Source organism: Mesorhizobium sp. WSM4814 (assembly GCF_055811595.1).
Genome location: NZ_JBVVQT010000020.1, coordinates 18,651 through 37,174, shown reverse-complemented (window position 1 = coordinate 37,174; position 18,524 = coordinate 18,651). Strand labels below are relative to the sequence as shown.

Sequence of the window (18,524 nt, the reverse complement as noted above, 5' to 3'; positions counted from 1 at the left end):
AGAACCGACAGAAAACGGACAGGCACAATGGCTACCGAAATCCGCGTCCCCACTCTTGGCGAATCCGTCACCGAGGCGACCATCGGCAAATGGTTCAAGAAGGTGGGCGACGCGATCGCCACCGACGAGCCGCTGGTCGAACTCGAAACCGACAAGGTCACGGTCGAAGTGCCGGCCGCGGCCGCAGGAACGCTCAGCGAGATCGCCGTCAAGGAAGGCGAGACGGTCGAAGTCGGTGCTTTGCTCGGCATGATTTCGGCGGGCAATGGGGCGAAGGCGGCAGCACCCGAAGCCGCGAAGCCGTCAACGTCCGAAGCGAAGCAGGACGCGGTATCGCAGGCCTCGGCGCCGACCGCCGCAGCCACCGTCAAGCAAGCCGCGGCCGAGACCGCCAAGATCGCCGGCGATGCCGGGCCGATCGAGGCGCGCGCGATGCCGCCGGCGCCAGCGGCGGCGAAGCTGCTGGCCGAGAGCAATCTCGCGGTCGACCAGATCTCGGGTTCCGGCAAGCGCGGCCAGGTGCTCAAGGGCGACGTGCTCGACGCGATCGCCAGGGGCGCTCCGTCGCAGCCTTCCGAGACGCCGAAGGCCCCTGCACCGGTCGCCGCCCGTGCGCCGTCCTCGGCCGACGACGCGTCGCGCGAAGAGCGGGTGCGCATGACCAAGCTGCGGCAGACCATCGCCCGCCGCCTCAAGGAAGCGCAGTCGACCGCCGCCATGCTGACCACCTTCAACGAGGTGGACATGAGCGCGGTGATGGCGCTCAGAACCAAATACAAGGACGTGTTCGAGAAGAAGCACGGCGTGAAGCTGGGCTTCATGGGCTTCTTCACCAAGGCCGTCATCCACGCGCTGAAGGAAATCCCTTCCGTCAATGCCGAGATCGACGGCACCGACATCATCTTCAAGAACTACGCCCATATCGGCGTCGCCGTCGGCACCGAAAAAGGCCTCGTTGTGCCTGTCGTGCGCGATGCCGATCAGATGGGAATAGCCGAGATCGAGAAGGAGATCGGCCGGCTGGGCATTGCTGCGCGTGACGGCAAGCTTTCCGTGGCCGATATGCAAGGCGGAACGTTTACGATTTCCAACGGCGGCGTTTACGGCTCGCTGATGTCGACGCCGATCCTCAATGCGCCGCAGTCGGGCATCCTGGGCATGCACAAGATCCAGGAGCGGCCGGTGGTGGTCGGCGGCCAGATCGTGATCCGGCCGATGATGTATCTGGCGCTCTCCTACGATCACCGCATCGTCGACGGCAAGGAAGCGGTGACCTTCCTGGTGCGGGTCAAGGAAAGCCTGGAGGATCCGGAACGGCTGGTGCTCGATCTCTAGGCCCGGTCGAGGTGAGCCGGAGAATGGATCTGCGCCACCGAATGAGTTCCTCTCCTTTGCACTCCGGAATGTTTTTCGCAGCTGTGCTCGCGGCCGGCATTGCGCAGACGGGATCGGCAGCCTTTGCCGCATGCCCGCTCGAACTCGCCGTCTATGGCGATGCCGAAAGTGCGGCCGAGATCGATTTCAGGCCGACCGGGGGATCGGCTGTCGTCACCAACACCTTCAAGATGGTGCTCGATAACGATGTCGTTCTCGACGGGATCGTCATGTGGACGCAAGGCGTGGCGCGGCCGCATGGTTCGCTGATGTACAAATGCCCGACAGGCGACGTCACCGGCGACGAGCTCGCCGCCTGCACGCTGTGGGAGGGGGTCGTCTACAGTGCGGATGACAAGGGCAACATCGCTCTGTTGCCGGCCGAAGGGGTAGATGCTCCGAAGACCCTGATCTTTCCCGACCTCGGACCGTCGCTGCAGAGGTCGACCGCCTATGGCGCCAACGGGTTTTCAAAGGTGCCGTGGGATGTTTTTTCGTTGAAGGGCTGTCAGGAATGAGCGCGGCCAAAAAAGTGCTGCTGGTGACCGGCGGCGGCCGCGGCATCGGCGCTGCCACATCCAGGCTTGCCGTCACGGCTGGATACCGTGTTGCGATCAACTACGCATCGAATGAGGCTGCTGCCACGGCGCTTGTCGAGGCAATCGAACAGGCCGGCGGCGAAGCGCTGGCCATCAAGGGCGACGTTGGCAGCGAGGCCGATATCCAGGCGATGTTCGAGAGGATCGATCATGTCTTCGGGCCGCTCGATGCGCTCGTCAACAACGCTGGCGTGGTCGACCAGAGGGCGCGTGTCGACGAAATGAGCGGAGCACGGCTGGAGCGCATGATGCGCATCAACGTCATTGGCCCCATGCTCTGTGCCCGCGAAGCGGTGAAGCGCATGTCGACCAGCCATGGCGGCAACGGCGGCGCCATCGTCAATGTCTCCTCGATTGCAGCGAGAATTGGCGGGCCGGGCGAATATGTCGACTACGCTGCCTCGAAGGGCGCGATCGATTCTTTCACGATCGGCCTGGCGCGCGAGGTAGCCGGCGAAGGCATTCGCGTCAACGCGGTCAGTCCAGGGATTGTCGATACCGAAATTCATGCCTCCGGCGGACAGCCGGATCGCGTCGAGAGGATGCGTCACGGCGTGCCGATGCAAAGGGCGGGGACCACCGAAGAGGTCGCCGCGGCAATTCTCTGGCTCCTGTCGGACGGGGCGTCCTATACGACAGGGGCGAATTTGGAAGTGGGCGGCGGCCGCTAATCCCAGCCAAGGCTGAGTGCAGACCAGAAGGACAAATCATGGCTTATGACGTCGTTATCATCGGATCGGGACCAGGCGGCTATGTCTGCGCCATCAAGGCGGCGCAGCTCGGCCTGAAAACGGCGGTGGTCGAGAAGAACCCGACCTTCGGCGGCACCTGCCTCAATATCGGCTGCATCCCGTCCAAGGCGCTGCTGCATGCCTCCGAGATTTTTTCTGAGGCCGGCCACTCCTTTGATACGCTGGGCGTCGAGATCGGCGCGCCGAAGCTCAATCTGGAAAAGATGATGGCGCACAAGGACGCGACAGTGGCGTCCAACGTCAACGGCGTCGCCTTCCTGTTCAAGAAGAACAAGATCGACAGCTTTCGCGGCACCGGCAAGGTCCTGTCTGCCGAAAAAGTGTCGGTGACCGGCGAGGACGGCAAGGTCGAGGAGATCGAGACCAGGAACATCGTCATCGCCACCGGCTCCGACGTCGCCGGCATTCCGGGGGTCAAGGTCGACATCGACGAGAAGGTAATCATATCGTCGACCGGCGCGTTGTCGCTGGACAAGGTGCCGGGCCACCTGGTGGTGGTCGGCGGCGGCGTCATCGGGCTGGAGCTCGGCTCGGTATGGGCGCGGCTCGGCGCCAAGGTGAGCGTCGTCGAGTTCCTCGACACCATTCTCGGCGGCATGGACGGCGAGGTCGCCAAACAGTTCCAGCGCATGCTGTCCAAGCAAGGCATCGAATTCAGGCTCGGCGCCAAGGTGACCGGTGTCGCCAAGGCCAAGAAGGGCGCCACCGTCACCTTCGAGCCGGTCAAGGGCGGCGCGGCCGAGACGATCGAGGCGGACGCGGTGCTGATCGCGACCGGACGCCGGGCCAATTCGGACAGTCTCGGGCTGAAGGAGGCCGGGGTCGAGATCGACGAGCGCGGCCGAGTCAAGACCGACGGCCATCTCACGACCAATGTCCCTGGCATCTACGCCATCGGCGACGTCATCGCCGGGCCGATGCTCGCCCACAAGGCCGAGGACGAGGGCGTGGCGGTGGCCGAGATCATTGCCGGCCAAGCCGGCCATGTGAATTACGGAGTGATCCCGAACGTCGTTTACACCAGTCCGGAAATCGCCTCGGTGGGCAAGACAGAGGAAGAGCTGAAGTCGGCCGGCATCGACTACAAGGCCGGCAAGTTTCCGTTCAGCGCCAATGGCCGGGCGCGCGCCATGCTGCACACCGACGGCTTCGTGAAGATCCTGGCGGACAAGCAGAGCGATCGCGTGCTCGGCGTCCACATCGTCGGCTTCGGCGCCGGCGAGATGATCCACGAGGCGGCGGTGCTGATGGAGTTCGGCGGCTCGTCGGAAGATCTTGCCCGCACCTGCCACGCCCATCCGACGATGTCGGAAGCGGTGAAGGAAGCGGCACTGGCGACCTTCTTTAAGCCGATCCACATGTAGGCCTTCCCAAGGAACTCCGGCAGCCATCTGACGGCTCAAACAAAAACGGCCCGCTTTTCAGCGGGCCGTTCGTATTTGAAGTCAGCAGCCGATCACTGCGGGGCTGGTGCGGGCGCCGGGGCTGGTGCTGGCTCTGCGGGTGCCGGAGCCGGAGCCGGAGCCGGAGCAGGCGCTGGTTCTGCTGGCGCCGGGGCAGGTGCAGGCTCTGCAGGCGCCGGGGCAGGCGTCGGTTCAGCGGGCGCTGGCGCCGGGGCCGGCGTGGTTGCAGCCGGCGGTTCACCAGGCTCTGGCGCCTCACCGGTTGTTCCAAAAATATAATAAGCGACAATAGCCAGGATAACGACAACCAGGGCAATCAGCCAGCCGGTGCTGCTGCCACCCGACCTGGGAGGGGGTGTCGGGGTGGTGTGCGGGTCGTTTGGATTCGCCATAAAAGTGTCCTCCGTGGATGAAAAGCATCAATCAACACACATCAACGCGCAATCGTTGAACAGGTTTCACGCTAGGGATCGAAAACGCCGAAAACAGGGCATTCTTCGCCGGGAATCGTTTGTCTGCAAGCACTTTATTCGCAAAACCCGCAGTGATCGAGCCAAATTAAACCTTTCGACCGTCCTGTACTGAGACAAACCTCCGGCGACTCGGGCAAAGCCTCGCCTCGAATCACGCCTTGCCGGGCCCGCAACTCAACCGTGCAACTAGTCGACGGCGGTGACAGCGTAGCCGGCCTTGCGGAAATCCTCGACCAGGCCCTCCGCGCCAGGGAGGTGCAGGGCGCCGACCGCCATGAACACGTTGCCCTTGGCGAGGATCGGCCTGGCATGGTCGATCATCACCTTGTTGCGGCTGGTGATCATGATTTCTTCGAAGGCGGCATAGCTTGCCGAATCGTCCTCGTCGCCGGGAAGGACGGCACGAAACAGCGGCCAGAGCATGCCGGTGTCGCCGCGCTGGTAAAGCACGATCATGGTTTCATTGACGTCGTTCACCCTGTCGCCGAGCTTCAGCGTGTCGACGAGGCCCTTCATGTGAAACGCCAGCGGCAGCGAGGCCATGGCGCGAAGCTGGTCGGCGACGGTCTCCAACCCATCGACGGCCTTGCCTGAGGCTTTGGCGTCCTCTGCAAGCTTGATGTCGAGCACCGGCGTGCCGCCGGCCTGGCGGGCCAGTTCACAGGCCGGGAGCGCGACCATGGTCGACAGCATCCACGGCTTCATCTTGGCGACGCTCGCCGGTGGAATGCCGCGCGCGTCGAGCGCCTTGTTCACCGCCGCCGCATCGTCTGGCGACAGCAGCGAGGACAGCGTGGTGCTGTCGGTGAACATCATCAGCTCCGGCTCTTTCAGGAACGCCGCCATCATCTTCTGCTTGTCGAGCACCTCCGTGGTCTCGATGACGACAGTGTCGGCGCCGTCAAAGGCCTTTTGCGCGGCGGGCGGCAGCGTGGTCACGCGCGGGTCGGTCATGTGCATGGTGCCGAACAGGAAGGACGGTCTTTCGCCCGCCTTTTCCAGTTTCCACAACAGGCCCTTGCCGTTCGGTGTCGCGGCCGCTTCCGTCTCGATCTTGCGGTAGGCGGCCGGGTCGTCCTTCTGCAGGGCCGACAGCATGTCGGCGCCGGCGCAGACCTGGGTTTCAGTCCTTGGGGTTTCAGCGCGTGCCTTGCCGGCGGCGAGCAGCGCGATGACGAGGAAAGAGAGGAAAAACAGGACGTTCAGCGCGACGAGCAGCTTCAGCGAAGCAAAGGCCGTCCGGTCGGCGATGGCAAGGACGCGTTTCATGGCTCGCTTTGTAGAGACAAAGAACGGCGAAACGGTTAACCGGCGCGGCAAAATTGTCTCGGACATCGTTCCACGGCGCATATCCTGGCTGCAACTTTGCGAAATCATGCGTCGGTCACGCCCGCGGATGGGCCGCTTCATAGATTTCGAGCAGCCTCGCGGTGTCGACGCCGGTATAGATTTGCGTCGTCGACAGGCTGGCGTGGCCCAAAAGTTCCTGGATGGTGCGCAGGTCGCCGCCGCGCCCAAGCAGATGTGTGGCGAAGGAATGGCGCAACGCATGCGGCGTGGCGGTGTCCGGCAGATTGAGCGCCGAGCGCAGCTTGGCCATGTCGCGCTGGACGATGGCCGGGTTGAGTGGGCCGCCGCGGGCGCCGCGAAACAGCAAACCCTTCGGATCGAGATGATAGGGGCAGAGCCGGCGGTATTGGGCGATCGCCCGCAACGCGATCGGCAGCACCGGCACCAGCCGCGTCTTGCCGCCCTTGCCGGTGACGCGCAGCACCGTTTCATCAGGCGACGACAGATCGCCGCCGGACAGGCCGAGCGCCTCGGAAATGCGCAGGCCCGAGCCGTAGAGCAGCGTCAGCACGGCGGCGTTGCGGGCGGCGATCCACGGTTGCTCCGCCAGCTGGCCTTCCACCGAAACGACGTGTTTCGCATCGCTTGCCGTCAGCGGCTTGGGCAGCGACTTCGGCTGCCGCGGCGCGCGCAGTGCCGCAGCACCCGCCGCATTGACGAGGCCGCGCCGCTCCAGAAAGCGCAGCAGCGAGCGGATGCCGGCAAGCCCCCGCCCGAGCGTGCGGGCGCCGGCGCCTCCGGCGCGGCGGGTCGCCAGAAAGCCGCGCAGATCGGCCGGGCGCAGATCGGCTATATCCGAAATGCCGGGCGAGCCGCCGCAATGGCCGGTCAGGAAGTGCAGGAACTGGCGCGTGTCGCGCTCATAGGCTTCCACGGTTTCCGGCGACAGCCGGCGCTCGCGCGCCAGCATCTTGAGCCAGCTTTCGCGGGCCGCCTGAAGGTCTCGCTCGGCCGGGATGAGGAATTCCTGCATTGCGCTCTTCCGATATGCCGCTCTTCCATTTTCCGGGCGATCTTCCGGCAGCCGGGTTAGGAAGCGGTGAAGAGCCGCGTCATTGAAATGACAAGAGCGTGGAGCTAGAGCAAGGCAAAGGATTTTTCCACCGATGACCAAACCGCAAAACCCTGTCCAGATGGCCGTGATCGGCGCCGCCCATGGCATCAAGGGCGAATTGCGCGTGAAAACCTTCACCGGCGATCCGCTGGCGCTGGCCGACTACGGGCCGCTCTATGCCAGGGACGGCCGCGCCTTCCAGATCGTCGACATCAGGCCGGCCAATAACGTCGTGGTGGTGCGCTTCAAAGGTATCAGCGACCGAAACGCTGCCGAGGCGCTCGCCGGCACGGAATTATTCGTCGACCGCTCGATGCTGCCGGACGACGGCGAAGAGGACGAGTTCTATCATGCCGATCTCGTCGGGCTGGCGGTCCGGGACGATACCGGTGCTGACATCGGCAAGGTCGTCGCCGTGCACAATTTCGGCGGTGGCGATATCCTCGACGTGATATTGGCGGGGCGCAAAGGCGTGCTGGTCCCGTTCACGCAGGCTGCCGTTCCTGACGTGTCGATCAAGGACGGTTTCGTCCGCATCGATCCGGCGGCGGCGGGCTTGATCGATGACGAAGACAGCGATGCTCCTGGCAGCGATGGTTTCGACCCGAAGGGCAGGCCGCGCGGGCCGAAGGACGCCGGGGGCAACCGGTGAGTTTTTCCGCCTCGGTGCTGACGCTCTATCCCGAAATGTTTCCCGGTGCACTCGGCGTGTCGCTGGCCGGCCGGGCGCTGGAGGCCGGCACATGGTCGCTGGAAGCAATCCAGATCCGCGATTTCGCCACCGATCGCCATCGCACCGTCGACGACACGCCGGCCGGCGGCGGCGCCGGCATGGTGATGCGCGCCGACGTTCTGGCCAAGGCGATCGACCATAGCTCGCCACCGGGCGATCCACGGCCACGGCTGCTGATGAGCCCGCGTGGAAAACCGCTGACGCAGGTGCGTGTGCGCGAACTGGCCGCGGGGCCGGGCGCGGTGATCGTCTGCGGACGCTTCGAAGGCGTCGACCAGCGGGTGATTGATGCGCGGGGGCTGGAGGAGGTCTCGGTCGGCGACTTCATCCTCTCCGGCGGCGAGCCGGCAGCGCTGGTGCTGCTCGACGCCGTGGTGCGGCTGTTGCCCGGCGTGATGGGCAATACGGTGTCGGGCGATGAAGAGAGCTTTGAAAACGGCCTGCTCGAACATCCGCACTACACGCGTCCGCAGGAATTCGAGGGCCGGCAAATCCCCGAGGTTCTCACCTCGGGCAATCATCAGAAGATCGCCGCGTGGCGACGCGCCGAATCGGAAAGATTGACGAAAGAGCGGCGGCCGGACCTGTTAGCCGCTCAGCCCTTGGTGAAGTAATAGAAGGCAAGAAACACGCCGACCCCGACGACGAAGCCACGCACGGCAATTTGCGGCACGCGCTTGGCGATCCAGACGCCGGCATAGCCGCCCAGCGCGCCGCCCGGTATCATGACGATCGCCTGCCGCCAGGCGATGACGTCGCCGGAGACGAAGACCAGGATGGCTACTGCCGCGATGACCACGGCCAGCAGGTTCTTCAGCGCGTTGAGGCGGTGATAGTCGCCGGCCTGGGTGAGGCCGAGCGTCGCCAGCATCATGACGCCCATGCCGGCGCCGAAGAAGCCGCCATAGACGGCGGTGGCGAACTGCGCCAGGGAACCGACCAGCGAACCCACCGCGGCCTGACGGCCCGGCTTGGGCGCCGGCTTCAGCCACGGCCCGGCGGCGAACAGCGCGGTTGCCGCGAGCAGCAGCCAGGGCACCAGGACGCGGAACGACGGATTGTCGAGCGCCAGAAGGATGAGCGCACCGGCCAGCGCGCCAAAAGCCGAGATAAGGCCGAGCAGCAACGCGGTGCGCCAGAAATGCTTGATGTCGGACCAGTAGGCCAGCGTCGAGGTGATGTAGCCGGGAAATTGCGTCAGCGACGAGGTGGCGTTGGCGACGATCGGCGGCAAGCCGACCAGCGACATGGCGCCGAAGGTTATGAATGTCCCGCCGCCGGCTATGGCGTTGACGGCACCTGACAGAAAGCCCGCGAAAAAGAGCAGGGCCGCATCGAGAACTGGCATGGAGGGTGTTGCCGCCGGAGGAAACTCACGTTCTGCCCGGCTTAAAAAGCTTGGGCCTTCAACGCAACCCCTGTGCCGGAAGATTGCGACGTTGACCAACGACCAAAAAAGAACGTGGCAAAGGCGTGACAAAGCGTCGAAATAGCTGTATGTGCGCGCCGAACCGGGAGAAAATCTGCCGGACCCGTCAACAATGACGGTGTAGTCGCCCCTGCCCGATGTTCTCGAACCCAGATGTTCTCGAACAAAGGGCATAGCCGAGCGGTTAATGGAACTGCAAGGCGAGTGTCGGACGCTCTGACTGTCGGAAGAACAAGAAGTGGATTTGTAGAGATGGATATCCTCCGTCAGCTCGAGGCCGAACAGGCCGCCAAGATCGAAGCCAAGCGCAAGCTTCCCGAATTCCAGCCCGGCGACACCGTACGCGTCCAGGTCCGCGTGACCGAAGGCACCCGCACCCGCGTCCAGGCCTATGAGGGCGTCGTCATCGCCCGCGCCGGCGCCGGTTTCCAGGAGAATTTCACCGTTCGCAAGATTTCCTACGGCGAAGGCGTGGAGCGCGTGTTCCCGGTCTTTTCGCCGATGGTCGAGGGCGTCGAGATCGTGCGCCGCGGCAAGGTGCGCCGCGCCAAGCTCTATTACCTGCGCGATCGTCGCGGCAAGTCGGCCCGCATTTCGGAAAACACCGGCGTGCGCGCCCGCAAGCTGAACGATGAGGAGCGCGATGCGCTGAACGCCGAGAAGGCCCGCATCGAGGCCGAGAAGGTGGCAGCCGCCCAGGCGCTTGCCGCCGAGAAGGCCGCGCAGGAAGCCGCCGAGAAGAAGGCCGCCGACGAGGCCGCCAAGGCCGAGGAAGCCGCTGCCGCCGAATAAGGCGAATTCAACAACCATGTTTCGGAAAGGCGGCTTCGGCCGCCTTTTTTTGCCTCGCGGAATGGGTTTCGATTTTGCCGGGCCGCGTTCGGTGCGCAATCGAAACGGACCGTTCCGTAACGTTCTGAATGCATCGAATCCATTTTCGCGCGAAGCCGCATCAAGCCGGCTTGCAAGGCGCCTGCGGAAAGCTAAAGTCGGCGCCGGATTTCCTGCAAGCCTCGACAATGTCGAGGCCGTTCAAATGCACGGGGTGTACCATGATCAAATCGAAACTGCTGTTGGCCGGCCTGTTGGCTCTGGTACTTGCGCCCGTCGCCGCCCTGGCGCAGGCGCTGCCCGATCTGGGCGGCAAGAAGGTGGTGGTGGTGACGGAAAACGCCTATCCGCCGCTGCAGTTCATCGACGCCAAGACCGGCAAGCAAATCGGCTGGGAATATGACGCGATGAACGAGATCGCCAAGCGGCTGAATTTCCAGGTCGAATACCAGAACACCTCCTGGGACGCGATGATCCAGGCAGTTTCCGACAACCAGTACAACATCGGCATGACCGGCATCACCATCAAGGACGATCGCAAGCAGAAGGTCGATTTCTCCGACCCCTATATGCGCTCGGAACAGTTCATGCTGGTGCGCGGCGACGAGAAGCGCTTCACCGACGCCAAGACGCTCGGCGCCTTCAAGGACGGGCTGATCGGCGCGCAAGCCGGCACCACGCCGTTCTACACCGCTGTCTACAGCGTGCTCGACGGCAACGAGCAGAACCCGCGCATAAAACTGTTCGAGACGTTCGGCGCCACGGTGCAGGCGCTGAAGACCGGCGACGTCGATGTCGTGCTGACCGACGGCACTGCCGGCAAGGGCTATGTCGAGGCGTCCAATGGCGGGCTGAAGCTGATCGGCGGACCACTCGGCACCGAGGATTTCGGCTTTATTTTTCCGAAAGGCTCGGATCTGGTGAAACCGGTCAACGCAGCCATCGCCGCGCTGAAGGCCGACGGCACGCTCGACGCGCTCAATAAGAAATGGTTCCTTGATTACAAGATGGGCCAGTGAGCTCGTCTTGCTTGACGATTGCGCGCTAGAACGCTCACTGACTTTGCTCTACGAGACCCCCCTCTGTCCTGCCGGACATCTCCCCCTCAAGGGGGGAGATTGGATGCCGCTTCGGCCTTCGCCAATTTTCAAGCTTGCAGAATGGGCGGCGAAGTCAAAGCTGCCGATCTCCACCCTTGAGGGGGAGATGGCCGGCAGGCCAGAGGGGGGTGCCTCGGCGCGCCGTTGGTTCGTCGGCGCGCCCTGATGGCAACGCCCGCAGCTTCCACCGCCAAGTCCGACTTCCCCTGGTGGCTCGCCGCGGCCGCGGCGCTCGCCCTGGCAGCCGCTATCTTCATCGCCGCGAGCGACCTCTATGCCCAGGTTTTCGCGACCGTGGCCAAGGGCATCGGCATCACCGTGTTCGTCACAATGGTCGCCTTCGCGCTGGCCTCGGCAATCGGGCTCGCCATTGCGCTGATGGGGCTGTCGGGGTCGCGCTGGCTGCGTCAGATCGCGCGCTTTTATGTCGAGATCATTCGCGGCGTGCCAATGCTGGTGCTGTTGTTCTGGATCGCCTTCGCCGGCGCGCCGGCCTTCGTCGCGGGATGGAACGCGCTGACGGCGCCGCTGCAGAGCGCCGGCCTGTTCGGCGAGCTAATGATACGCGACGTATCGTTGCTATGGCGCGCCATCATGGCGCTGACCATCGGCTACTCGGCCTTCATCTCGGAGGTCTTCCGCGCCGGCATCGAGGCGGTCGAGAAGGGCCAGATCGAGGCCGCGAAGGCGCTGGGGCTGACGCGCACCCAGCGTTTTCGGCTGATCGTCTTTCCGCAGGCGATCCGCACCATCCTGCCGCCGCTCGGCAATGATTTCGTCGCCATGGTCAAGGATTCCTCGCTGGTCTCGGTGCTCGGCGTCGCCGACATCACCCAGATGGGCAAGATCTATGCCGCCGGCTCGTTCCGCTTCTTCGAGACCTATTCGATCGTCGCCTATATCTATCTCATCCTGACGGTCGGCCTGTCGCTGGCCCTGCGGGCGGTGGAGAAGCGGCTGCGCCGCCAAGATGAGCGATAGGCGGCAGGCGAGGACGGCGCTACCATGCGGCATATGTCCTGTGTCCGGAGAAAGCAGTGATCGTCGACAAAGCCAATGCGGCGCTGGATGCGGTCTATACGGCCGACACGCCGGAAGCGCTTGCCAAGGCCTACGCCGCCTGGGCTGCGACCTATGACAGCGAAACCGCCGCGCTCGGCTACCTCCTGCCGTTCCTGATCGCCGCCTGGGTGGCGCGCCATGTGCCGTCAGGCGAAGGGCCGCTGCTCGACGCCGGCTGCGGCACCGGCCTGTCGGGACCGTCGCTCAAGGCGCTGGGCTATGAGGACATCGCCGGGCTCGACCTGTCGGCTGAAATGCTGAAAATCGCCGGCAGCCGGCAGGCTTACAGCGAGCTGAAACAGGCGATGCTCGGCGATCCGCTGCCCTGGCCGGACGGGCATTTCCGCGCCTTCTTCTCGACCGGCGTGTTCACCATCAGCCATGCACCGGCCTCCGGCCTGCATGAACTGGTGCGCATCACCAGGAAGGGCGGCCACGCCATCTTCACCGTTCGCGACCAGGTTTTTGCGAGCGGCGGGTTTCAGGCGACGTTCGACGAACTGGAGCAGGCGAAAAAATGGCGGCCGGTCGAAGAAAGCCCGTGGTTCCGCTGCTATGCGATCGCCGAACCTGAGGCGCTGGTGAAGACATTTGTGTTCGAGGTGGTTTGAATACCGGTTTGCAGAACCCAGGTTCTGCGAACGCCGCCGCGATTGCCGAAAAGCCAAAACATTGGTATGAGCCACGCCATGGAACAGCTTTTTGGCGATCCGGCTTACAAGGGGTTCGTGCTGCAGGACAGAAAACGCCTGCCGTCGCGGTTCTCGGCGCGCGTTTCCGGCGCTCTGACCAGCCGACTTCGCTGAGATATCCGGGCTAGGCCGTGTTTGCCGGCTAGCCGGCGCTAGTCGCTTCCCATTTTCATATCGACGGATTTACGCACATGAGCGCACCGCGCACCATCTACGACAAGATATTCGACGACCATGTCGTCGACCGCCAGGACGACGGCACCTGCCTGCTCTATATCGACCGTCACCTCGTCCATGAAGTGACCAGCCCGCAAGCTTTCGAAGGCCTGCGCATGACTGGCAGAAAGGTCCGCCATCCGGAAAAGACGCTGGCCGTGGTCGATCACAATGTATCGACCTCGCCCGAGCGCAAGTTCGGCATCAAGAACGAGGAAAGCCGCATCCAGGTCGAGGCGCTGGCCAGGAACGCCAAGGATTTTGGCGTCGAATACTATTCCGAGAAGGATATCCGCCAGGGCATCGTCCACATCATCGGTCCGGAGCAGGGCTTTACGCTGCCTGGCATGACCATCGTCTGCGGCGACAGCCACACCTCGACGCATGGTGCTTTCGGCGCATTGGCGCACGGCATAGGCACGTCGGAAGTCGAGCATGTGCTGGCCACGCAGACACTGATCCAGCGCAAGGCCAAGAACATGCTGGTGCGCGTGGACGGCGTGCTGCCGGAAGGCGTCACCGCCAAGGACATTATTTTGGCGATCATCGGCGAGATCGGCACTGCCGGCGGCACCGGCTACGTCATCGAATATGCCGGCGAAGCGATCCGCGCGCTGTCCATGGAAGGCCGCATGACCATCTGCAACATGTCGATCGAGGGCGGTGCCCGGGCCGGCCTGATCGCGCCTGACGAGACAACCTTCGCCTATGTCAAGGACAAGCCGCGCGCGCCGAAGGGCGAGGCATGGGACGCCGCGCTCGCCTACTGGAAGACGCTGCAGTCCGACGAGGGCGCGCATTTCGACAAGGTGGTCGTGCTCGACGCGGCGAAACTGCCGCCGATCGTCTCCTGGGGCTCCTCGCCCGAGGACGTCGTCTCGGTCCAGGGCATCGTGCCGAACCCAGACGATATCACCGATGAGAACAAGCGTACGTCCAAGCAACGCGCGCTCGACTATATGGGCCTGACCCCAGGCACCAAGATCACCGATATCGCGCTCGACCGCGTCTTCATCGGCTCCTGCACCAACGGCCGCATCGAGGATCTGCGCGCTGTCGCCAAGGTGGTCGAGGGCAAGAAAGTCAGCCCTCACGTCGATGCGATGATCGTGCCGGGCTCCGGTCTGGTCAAGGAGCAGGCGGAGGCCGAAGGTCTCGACAAGATCTTTGTCGCCGCCGGCTTCGACTGGCGCGAGCCGGGCTGCTCGATGTGCCTTGCCATGAACGACGACCGGCTGAAGCCGCATGAGCGCTGCGCCTCGACCTCGAACCGCAATTTCGAGGGCCGCCAGGGTTTTAAGGGCCGCACCCATCTGGTGTCGCCGGCGATGGCGGCGGCGGCGGCGATTGCCGGCCATTTCGTCGACATCCGCGAGTGGAAATAACCCGCTGACGAGTTGCCAGAACCCGAACCGCGATGCGGTTCGGGTTCTCTTCACGCCGGGCGCCTGACGAATTCGTGGAATTGCTCACGGCGGCCGGGTTCATCCTTTGCCACCACGAGCGCCAGCTGCCGTTCGTCGAACAGCTTGAACCATTCGTCCCATTCGACCAGTTCGTAGCCGCCGGCGTTGGCCGGGCGTTCGGCCTGGTCCTGGTCCTGATAGGCATGCTGGCCGAAAACCAGCCTCAGCATGGCTTGCGTGCCTGTTTCGGGCGATACATCGACGATTGCCGGAAATCCGGCACGTGACGCGGCCCAAGAGCGAATTGCCTCGTGGTCGGTCAGCATGATCGTATCGGCCATGAAAGCGTCTCCATCGATTGCTGCTGGAAAACGCCGGTCGCGGTTTCAAGTTCCGTGCAGCGGCTTCATGGCAGCCTCACGCATATTCGACTTTGCTTAACCGCTTGTTGGGGCTTGCGCCCTAAGGTCTCTCTCACGGAAGCGTGGGGGTTCACGGTCCTTTGGACAACGGTCTGCTGACAGGGTTGCTCAACCCGACGATCGCGCTTGCGCTCGGCGCGGTGTTTCTCGTGCTGTGGTTTTATCAGCGTCACTGCGCCTATCTGGCGGTGCTCGCTGCCAGCTACTGGCTTTCGGCGGCCGGCTTCCTGCTGCAGTACTTCACCCTACCCATCGGCATGGCGCCGACCAAACTGCTCTCCGTCACCTGCTTCGCGATTGCCGCCAGTGGTCTCGCCGGCGCGATCGTGACACGCTATGGACGGCGCGTGCCCTTTGTTGCGATCGGCTTTCTGGCGAGCAGCGGCCTGGCCGCTTTTTGCTGGTTCATGTTCATCCAGCCTGATCTCACCTGGCGAATCCTGGCGATGAATTTCGCTTTCGGCGGGCTCAGCCTGGTTGTCGCCGCCGAACTGCGCGTGGTGCGCGACAGGGGCCCGACGGAAATGATGCTGTTCGTGCTGTCGCTGCTTTCCGGGCTGAATTTCGTCGCGCGCACCCTCGTTATCGTCATCGCGCATGGGCCCTACCAAAGCTATGACGGGTTCTATGCCTCGTCCTACTGGACGACGGCGTTGCTGTCGCATGCGCTGCTGTCGCTGCTCATCGCGCTTAGCCTGTTCTGCGCGGCTGCGCTCGACGTGATGAAAACGCTGAAGGCCGAGGCGTACACCGACCCGCTGTCGGGCCTGCTCAACCGGCGCGGCTTCGAGGAACGCGCCACGCATCTCCTGCGGCACTGCGCCACCGCCAAACTTCCGGTCGCGCTGGTGCTCGCCGACCTCGATCACTTCAAGGCAGTCAACGATCTGCACGGGCATGCGGCGGGTGATCGCGTGATCGCCGATTTCGCCGCCAAGCTTCGATCGGCTGCCGGCACCAGCTGCGTCGCCGGCCGCATCGGTGGCGAGGAGTTCGCCGTGCTTTTGCCACTGAGCGACCTTGGCGCGGCAAGGCTGTTTGCCGAAGCCATTCGCGCGGTCTATTCGGCAGGCAGCGTCGACGGGCTTCCGCTCGGCACAAGAGTAACGGCGAGCTTCGGCGTGGCGGCCCGCACCGGCGAGGAGGGGCTGGAGCCGCTGATGCGCCGCGCCGACGAGGCACTTTACAAGGCCAAACGGAACGGCCGCGACAGCGTGCGGCTATCCTATGAACGGTCGCCCCATGGACGGTCGGAAACGGCGCTGGTCGTGGAGCCGCTCAAAGCCGGCTGATCGTCCAAGTCTAGAGCATTTTGCAGCCAAGGGAATCGCTTGGCGCCGCAGAAATCGCGCCAAACAAACAAACAGCGCGGGGTGCGCGGTTCAAATTCGAGCGCATTCCGTCCTACGCCCACGTTAACGTCTTTTTCGGCCGTTCGTGATTTGCTGTCGCAGGGAGTGTGAAAGACCACATGGGCGGCGGCGCAGAGTTCATCCTTGCAATCAACCTGCTCGTCGCCGGCCTGCTGGCGGCCGCCTTCATGACCATATCGTTCAACGACGTGGCGCGCGCGCCGGCGCGCTGGCTGGTCTTCGGTTATCTGCTCGGGATGGCCTATTTCGCCATCGAGTTCAGCATTCCGCTCTTCGACAATGCACGACCCGCAGTCGTCGCGGGCTTCGCCGTTTTCCTGGGCGCCACCATCGCCTTCAATGGCGGGCTTGCCCATAAATACGGCGTGGCGCCGCCTTGGCTGCCGATGCTCGTCTTCCTGTTTGCGGCCGCCGTGGCCGTGTATTTCGTGCAGGATCTGCCGCGCCAGTCGCTTGCCCGCATGATGGCCTACCAGCTTCCCTATGCCGCCATGCAGTTCGTCGGCGTCGGCATCGTCTGGTCGTCAAGGCAAAGACGCGACTGGCTCGATCATGCGCTGATGGCCGTCCTGGCGGCCAGCGCCCTGCAATTCGTGAGCAAGCCGTTCATCGCCCATGCCATGGGCGGCTGGGGAGCCAATCCGCAGGCCTATCTGCAGAGCAACTACGCTCTGGTGTCGCAATCGCTTGGCACGGTGTTTGCCATGACAATCGCGCTTCTCATCCTGATCATTCTGGTCCGCGACGTGCTCGCCGAAGCGACGTCGAAGTCGGAGACGGACACGCTGTCGAGGCTGCTCAACCGTGGCGGCTTCGAGCGTCATGCCGAGCTTGCGATGCGTGACGCCGTGCGCAGGGGTATTCCGGTCGCGCTGGTCATCGCCGACCTCGACCATTTCAAGAGCATCAACGACAGTTTCGGCCATGCATCCGGCGACAGGGTCATCGAGGCCTTTGCCGGCTTCCTGCGTGATGCGGCCGCCGAGCATCACGTCGCCGGCCGCATCGGTGGTGAGGAATTCGCCATCATCCTGCCGGGAACCAACCTCGCCGCCGCGCGGCTCTTCGCCGAAGGCACGCGCAGCGCTTTCGGGGCGTTGCCGATCGACTGTCTGCCGGCGAACCATCGTTGCACCGCCAGCTTCGGCGTTGCCGAGCTCCACCCGACTGAGAATTTTTCCGACCTGCTGCGGCGCGCCGACGAAGCGCTCTATCAAGCGAAGGGCAGCGGACGCAATTGCGTGCGGATCTCGATAGGATCAATCGCCGCCCGGCAGCCGGCTGTCGCCAATGCCGGGCCGAAGATCAGCGGCAGGGGCTAAGCTCCGGCATCTCGCCGTCGGAAAGACCGTACATATAGCTGCGGCCCTTGACGAAAACCGGCGGCCTGTAGCAGTCGCGGCTGCTGACATCGTCCGGTTCGTCTTGATAGACGATCTTGGGCCGGCCGGCGCCGACGTAATCCGACATTTCCTTGGCCAATTCGCCCTCGCCAACGAGGATGCGCTTGTAGCCGGCGGCGCTCTCGATGACGAGATTGCCGAACGAATCGGCATAGACGCGGTCGCGCGTCCCGGCGCGTGCCGGCGCTGCGAAGCCGATGGCCACCGCCACCAGGACGATGGCCATCGAGAGGGGCGCCCGAAGGCGCGATCTGGCTGAATTCGAATGCATGGCGTCCCCATTTGTCAGAGGCCGAGTCTTGCTCGAATCATAATTAACCTTTTATTAACGATTGTTAAGAGGCCAGCCCTGCTGGCCGCCAGGTCTCGGCAAACATGGTTAATATCCGCGGCCATCTTTCGGCCATGCTTGCCGCCACCATCGCAGCCGGCGCCGAGCGCGACATCGGTGATCTTGGCAAGGCATCGCGGCTGGATTGACGCGCAGGGAGGCAGCATATGGCGTTAGGCCGGACGTTTCGGGTGACGCTGGCCCTTTGTCCATTGCTGACCACAATTGCCTGCGTGTCTCAGACCAATGCGCCGAAGGCCGGAAATCCGCTCGCCGATTCACCGCAGCCGCGCACCGCGACCTATACTTGCGCCGACGGCGCCAGGATCACCATCGAAAATCTCGGCACTTCGGTGCGGGTGCTTGGCCCGGACGGCGCCAGCGAGGACCTGCCGGCCTCGCCAGCCAATCAAAACAGCCGCTTTGGCGCGGCGCATGACGCAATCGTGATCGACGGGCGCGACGCGCTGGTGATGAAGGGCGGGAGGACGCCGCTGACCTGCAAGCGCTAGGGGCATGCC

20 protein-coding genes are annotated in these 18,524 nt (G+C 63.9%); 15 read left to right on the top strand and 5 right to left on the bottom strand.

Annotation, left to right across the window (positions count from 1 at the left end; translation table 11 throughout):
* Nucleotides 1-27: 27 nt before the first annotated feature.
* The 5 genes from odhB (at nucleotide 28) to AC0L2V_RS24765 (ending at nucleotide 4,420) form a co-directional block, all read left to right on the top strand.
* Nucleotides 28-1,335: a 2-oxoglutarate dehydrogenase complex dihydrolipoyllysine-residue succinyltransferase gene (gene odhB, locus AC0L2V_RS24785; protein ID WP_473521459.1), complete on the top strand. Its 1,308-nt coding sequence runs from the start codon at nucleotides 28-30 to the stop codon at nucleotides 1,333-1,335.
* Nucleotides 1,336-1,403: 68 nt separating this feature from the next.
* On the top strand, nucleotides 1,404-1,892 hold the full coding sequence (locus tag AC0L2V_RS24780) for a hypothetical protein (RefSeq protein ID WP_091592210.1): 489 nt from the start codon (nucleotides 1,404-1,406) through the stop codon (nucleotides 1,890-1,892).
* Nucleotides 1,889-2,644 carry an SDR family oxidoreductase gene (locus tag AC0L2V_RS24775; RefSeq protein WP_128170452.1) on the top strand — a complete coding sequence of 252 codons (756 nt, stop codon included), beginning with the start codon at nucleotides 1,889-1,891 and terminating at the stop codon, nucleotides 2,642-2,644. The genes AC0L2V_RS24780 and AC0L2V_RS24775 overlap by 4 nt, the downstream gene beginning before the upstream one ends.
* A gap of 38 nt (nucleotides 2,645-2,682) precedes the next feature.
* On the top strand, nucleotides 2,683-4,089 hold the full coding sequence (gene lpdA, locus AC0L2V_RS24770; protein WP_473521458.1) for a dihydrolipoyl dehydrogenase: 1,407 nt from the start codon (nucleotides 2,683-2,685) through the stop codon (nucleotides 4,087-4,089).
* A gap of 124 nt (nucleotides 4,090-4,213) precedes the next feature.
* Nucleotides 4,214-4,420 carry a hypothetical protein gene (locus AC0L2V_RS24765; RefSeq protein ID WP_473521457.1) on the top strand — a complete coding sequence of 69 codons (207 nt, stop codon included), beginning with the start codon at nucleotides 4,214-4,216 and terminating at the stop codon, nucleotides 4,418-4,420.
* A gap of 367 nt (nucleotides 4,421-4,787) precedes the next feature.
* Here AC0L2V_RS24765 and AC0L2V_RS24760 read toward each other — a convergent pair whose 3' ends face one another.
* On the bottom strand, nucleotides 4,788-5,870 hold the full coding sequence (locus AC0L2V_RS24760; protein WP_287222728.1) for a TraB/GumN family protein: 1,083 nt from the start codon (nucleotides 5,868-5,870) through the stop codon (nucleotides 4,788-4,790).
* A gap of 115 nt (nucleotides 5,871-5,985) precedes the next feature.
* Nucleotides 5,986-6,924: a tyrosine recombinase XerC gene (locus tag AC0L2V_RS24755; RefSeq protein WP_473513168.1), complete on the bottom strand. Its 939-nt coding sequence runs from the start codon at nucleotides 6,922-6,924 to the stop codon at nucleotides 5,986-5,988.
* A 133-nt stretch (nucleotides 6,925-7,057) separates the two neighbouring features.
* Here AC0L2V_RS24755 and rimM point away from each other — a divergent pair, with 133 nt between their 5' ends.
* The gene (gene rimM / locus AC0L2V_RS24750) at nucleotides 7,058-7,657 is read left to right on the top strand and encodes a ribosome maturation factor RimM (protein ID WP_287222732.1); all 600 of its coding nucleotides are present in this window, start codon (nucleotides 7,058-7,060) and stop codon (nucleotides 7,655-7,657) included.
* Entirely contained in the window at nucleotides 7,654-8,352 is a 699-nt protein-coding gene (trmD, locus tag AC0L2V_RS24745) for a tRNA (guanosine(37)-N1)-methyltransferase TrmD (RefSeq protein ID WP_023800593.1), read from the top strand. The genes rimM and trmD overlap by 4 nt, the downstream gene beginning before the upstream one ends.
* Here the strand turns inward: trmD and AC0L2V_RS24740 are convergent.
* Nucleotides 8,334-9,086 (bottom strand): sulfite exporter TauE/SafE family protein, encoded by a 753-nt coding sequence (locus AC0L2V_RS24740; RefSeq protein WP_091592219.1) that lies wholly within the window; start codon nucleotides 9,084-9,086, stop codon nucleotides 8,334-8,336. The genes trmD and AC0L2V_RS24740 overlap by 19 nt on opposite strands.
* Nucleotides 9,087-9,419: 333 nt before the next feature.
* Here AC0L2V_RS24740 and rplS point away from each other — a divergent pair, with 333 nt between their 5' ends.
* From rplS to leuC, 5 genes are all read left to right on the top strand, one after another.
* Nucleotides 9,420-9,959, top strand: a complete 540-nt coding sequence (gene rplS, locus AC0L2V_RS24735; protein WP_023800592.1) for a 50S ribosomal protein L19 — start codon at nucleotides 9,420-9,422, stop codon at nucleotides 9,957-9,959.
* 260 nt (nucleotides 9,960-10,219) lie between these two features.
* Nucleotides 10,220-11,017: a transporter substrate-binding domain-containing protein gene (locus AC0L2V_RS24730; protein ID WP_023800590.1), complete on the top strand. Its 798-nt coding sequence runs from the start codon at nucleotides 10,220-10,222 to the stop codon at nucleotides 11,015-11,017.
* Nucleotides 11,018-11,263: 246 nt separating this feature from the next.
* Nucleotides 11,264-12,079 (top strand): amino acid ABC transporter permease, encoded by an 816-nt coding sequence (locus AC0L2V_RS24725; RefSeq protein WP_473513166.1) that lies wholly within the window; start codon nucleotides 11,264-11,266, stop codon nucleotides 12,077-12,079.
* Nucleotides 12,080-12,135: 56 nt separating this feature from the next.
* On the top strand, nucleotides 12,136-12,771 hold the full coding sequence (locus AC0L2V_RS24720) for a class I SAM-dependent DNA methyltransferase (protein ID WP_473492600.1): 636 nt from the start codon (nucleotides 12,136-12,138) through the stop codon (nucleotides 12,769-12,771).
* A 272-nt stretch (nucleotides 12,772-13,043) separates the two neighbouring features.
* Nucleotides 13,044-14,453: a 3-isopropylmalate dehydratase large subunit gene (gene leuC / locus AC0L2V_RS24715; RefSeq protein ID WP_473513164.1), complete on the top strand. Its 1,410-nt coding sequence runs from the start codon at nucleotides 13,044-13,046 to the stop codon at nucleotides 14,451-14,453.
* A 50-nt stretch (nucleotides 14,454-14,503) separates the two neighbouring features.
* Here the strand turns inward: leuC and AC0L2V_RS24710 are convergent, their stop codons facing one another.
* On the bottom strand, nucleotides 14,504-14,815 hold the full coding sequence (locus AC0L2V_RS24710) for a hypothetical protein (protein WP_023800585.1): 312 nt from the start codon (nucleotides 14,813-14,815) through the stop codon (nucleotides 14,504-14,506).
* A gap of 161 nt (nucleotides 14,816-14,976) precedes the next feature.
* Here AC0L2V_RS24710 and AC0L2V_RS24705 point away from each other — a divergent pair, with 161 nt between their 5' ends.
* The gene (locus tag AC0L2V_RS24705) at nucleotides 14,977-16,188 is read left to right on the top strand and encodes a GGDEF domain-containing protein (protein ID WP_473513162.1); all 1,212 of its coding nucleotides are present in this window, start codon (nucleotides 14,977-14,979) and stop codon (nucleotides 16,186-16,188) included.
* Between the two features lie 179 nt (nucleotides 16,189-16,367).
* Nucleotides 16,368-17,591, top strand: a complete 1,224-nt coding sequence (locus tag AC0L2V_RS24700) for a GGDEF domain-containing protein (RefSeq protein WP_473513161.1) — start codon at nucleotides 16,368-16,370, stop codon at nucleotides 17,589-17,591.
* Here the strand turns inward: AC0L2V_RS24700 and AC0L2V_RS24695 are convergent.
* Nucleotides 17,575-17,943, bottom strand: a complete 369-nt coding sequence (locus tag AC0L2V_RS24695) for a hypothetical protein (RefSeq protein ID WP_473513159.1) — start codon at nucleotides 17,941-17,943, stop codon at nucleotides 17,575-17,577. The two genes, AC0L2V_RS24700 and AC0L2V_RS24695, sit on opposite strands and share 17 nt — an antisense overlap.
* Before the next feature lie 227 nt (nucleotides 17,944-18,170).
* Between AC0L2V_RS24695 and AC0L2V_RS24690 the strand changes: the two genes are divergently transcribed.
* A complete protein-coding gene (locus AC0L2V_RS24690; protein ID WP_023800582.1) occupies nucleotides 18,171-18,515 on the top strand; it encodes a hypothetical protein in 345 nt (114 codons plus the stop codon).
* Nucleotides 18,516-18,524 lie beyond the last annotated feature (9 nt).

Bases quoted from the DNA above. Each gene is read 5' to 3' on its own strand.
- odhB (WP_473521459.1), top strand. From the start codon at position 28: ATGGCTACCGAAATCCGCGTCCCCACTCTTGGCGAATCCGTCACCGAG.
- AC0L2V_RS24780 (WP_091592210.1), top strand. From the start codon at position 1,404: ATGTTTTTCGCAGCTGTGCTCGCGGCCGGCATTGCGCAGACGGGATCG.
- AC0L2V_RS24775 (WP_128170452.1), top strand. From the start codon at position 1,889: ATGAGCGCGGCCAAAAAAGTGCTGCTGGTGACCGGCGGCGGCCGCGGC.
- lpdA (WP_473521458.1), top strand. From the start codon at position 2,683: ATGGCTTATGACGTCGTTATCATCGGATCGGGACCAGGCGGCTATGTC.
- AC0L2V_RS24760 (WP_287222728.1), bottom strand. From the start codon at position 5,870: ATGAAACGCGTCCTTGCCATCGCCGACCGGACGGCCTTTGCTTCGCTG.
- AC0L2V_RS24755 (WP_473513168.1), bottom strand. From the start codon at position 6,924: ATGCAGGAATTCCTCATCCCGGCCGAGCGAGACCTTCAGGCGGCCCGC.
- rimM (WP_287222732.1), top strand. From the start codon at position 7,058: ATGACCAAACCGCAAAACCCTGTCCAGATGGCCGTGATCGGCGCCGCC.
- AC0L2V_RS24740 (WP_091592219.1), bottom strand. From the start codon at position 9,086: ATGCCAGTTCTCGATGCGGCCCTGCTCTTTTTCGCGGGCTTTCTGTCA.
- rplS (WP_023800592.1), top strand. From the start codon at position 9,420: ATGGATATCCTCCGTCAGCTCGAGGCCGAACAGGCCGCCAAGATCGAA.
- AC0L2V_RS24730 (WP_023800590.1), top strand. From the start codon at position 10,220: ATGATCAAATCGAAACTGCTGTTGGCCGGCCTGTTGGCTCTGGTACTT.
- AC0L2V_RS24725 (WP_473513166.1), top strand. From the start codon at position 11,264: ATGGCAACGCCCGCAGCTTCCACCGCCAAGTCCGACTTCCCCTGGTGG.
- leuC (WP_473513164.1), top strand. From the start codon at position 13,044: ATGAGCGCACCGCGCACCATCTACGACAAGATATTCGACGACCATGTC.
- AC0L2V_RS24710 (WP_023800585.1), bottom strand. From the start codon at position 14,815: ATGGCCGATACGATCATGCTGACCGACCACGAGGCAATTCGCTCTTGG.
- AC0L2V_RS24700 (WP_473513161.1), top strand. From the start codon at position 16,368: ATGGGCGGCGGCGCAGAGTTCATCCTTGCAATCAACCTGCTCGTCGCC.
- AC0L2V_RS24695 (WP_473513159.1), bottom strand. From the start codon at position 17,943: ATGCATTCGAATTCAGCCAGATCGCGCCTTCGGGCGCCCCTCTCGATG.
- AC0L2V_RS24690 (WP_023800582.1), top strand. From the start codon at position 18,171: ATGGCGTTAGGCCGGACGTTTCGGGTGACGCTGGCCCTTTGTCCATTG.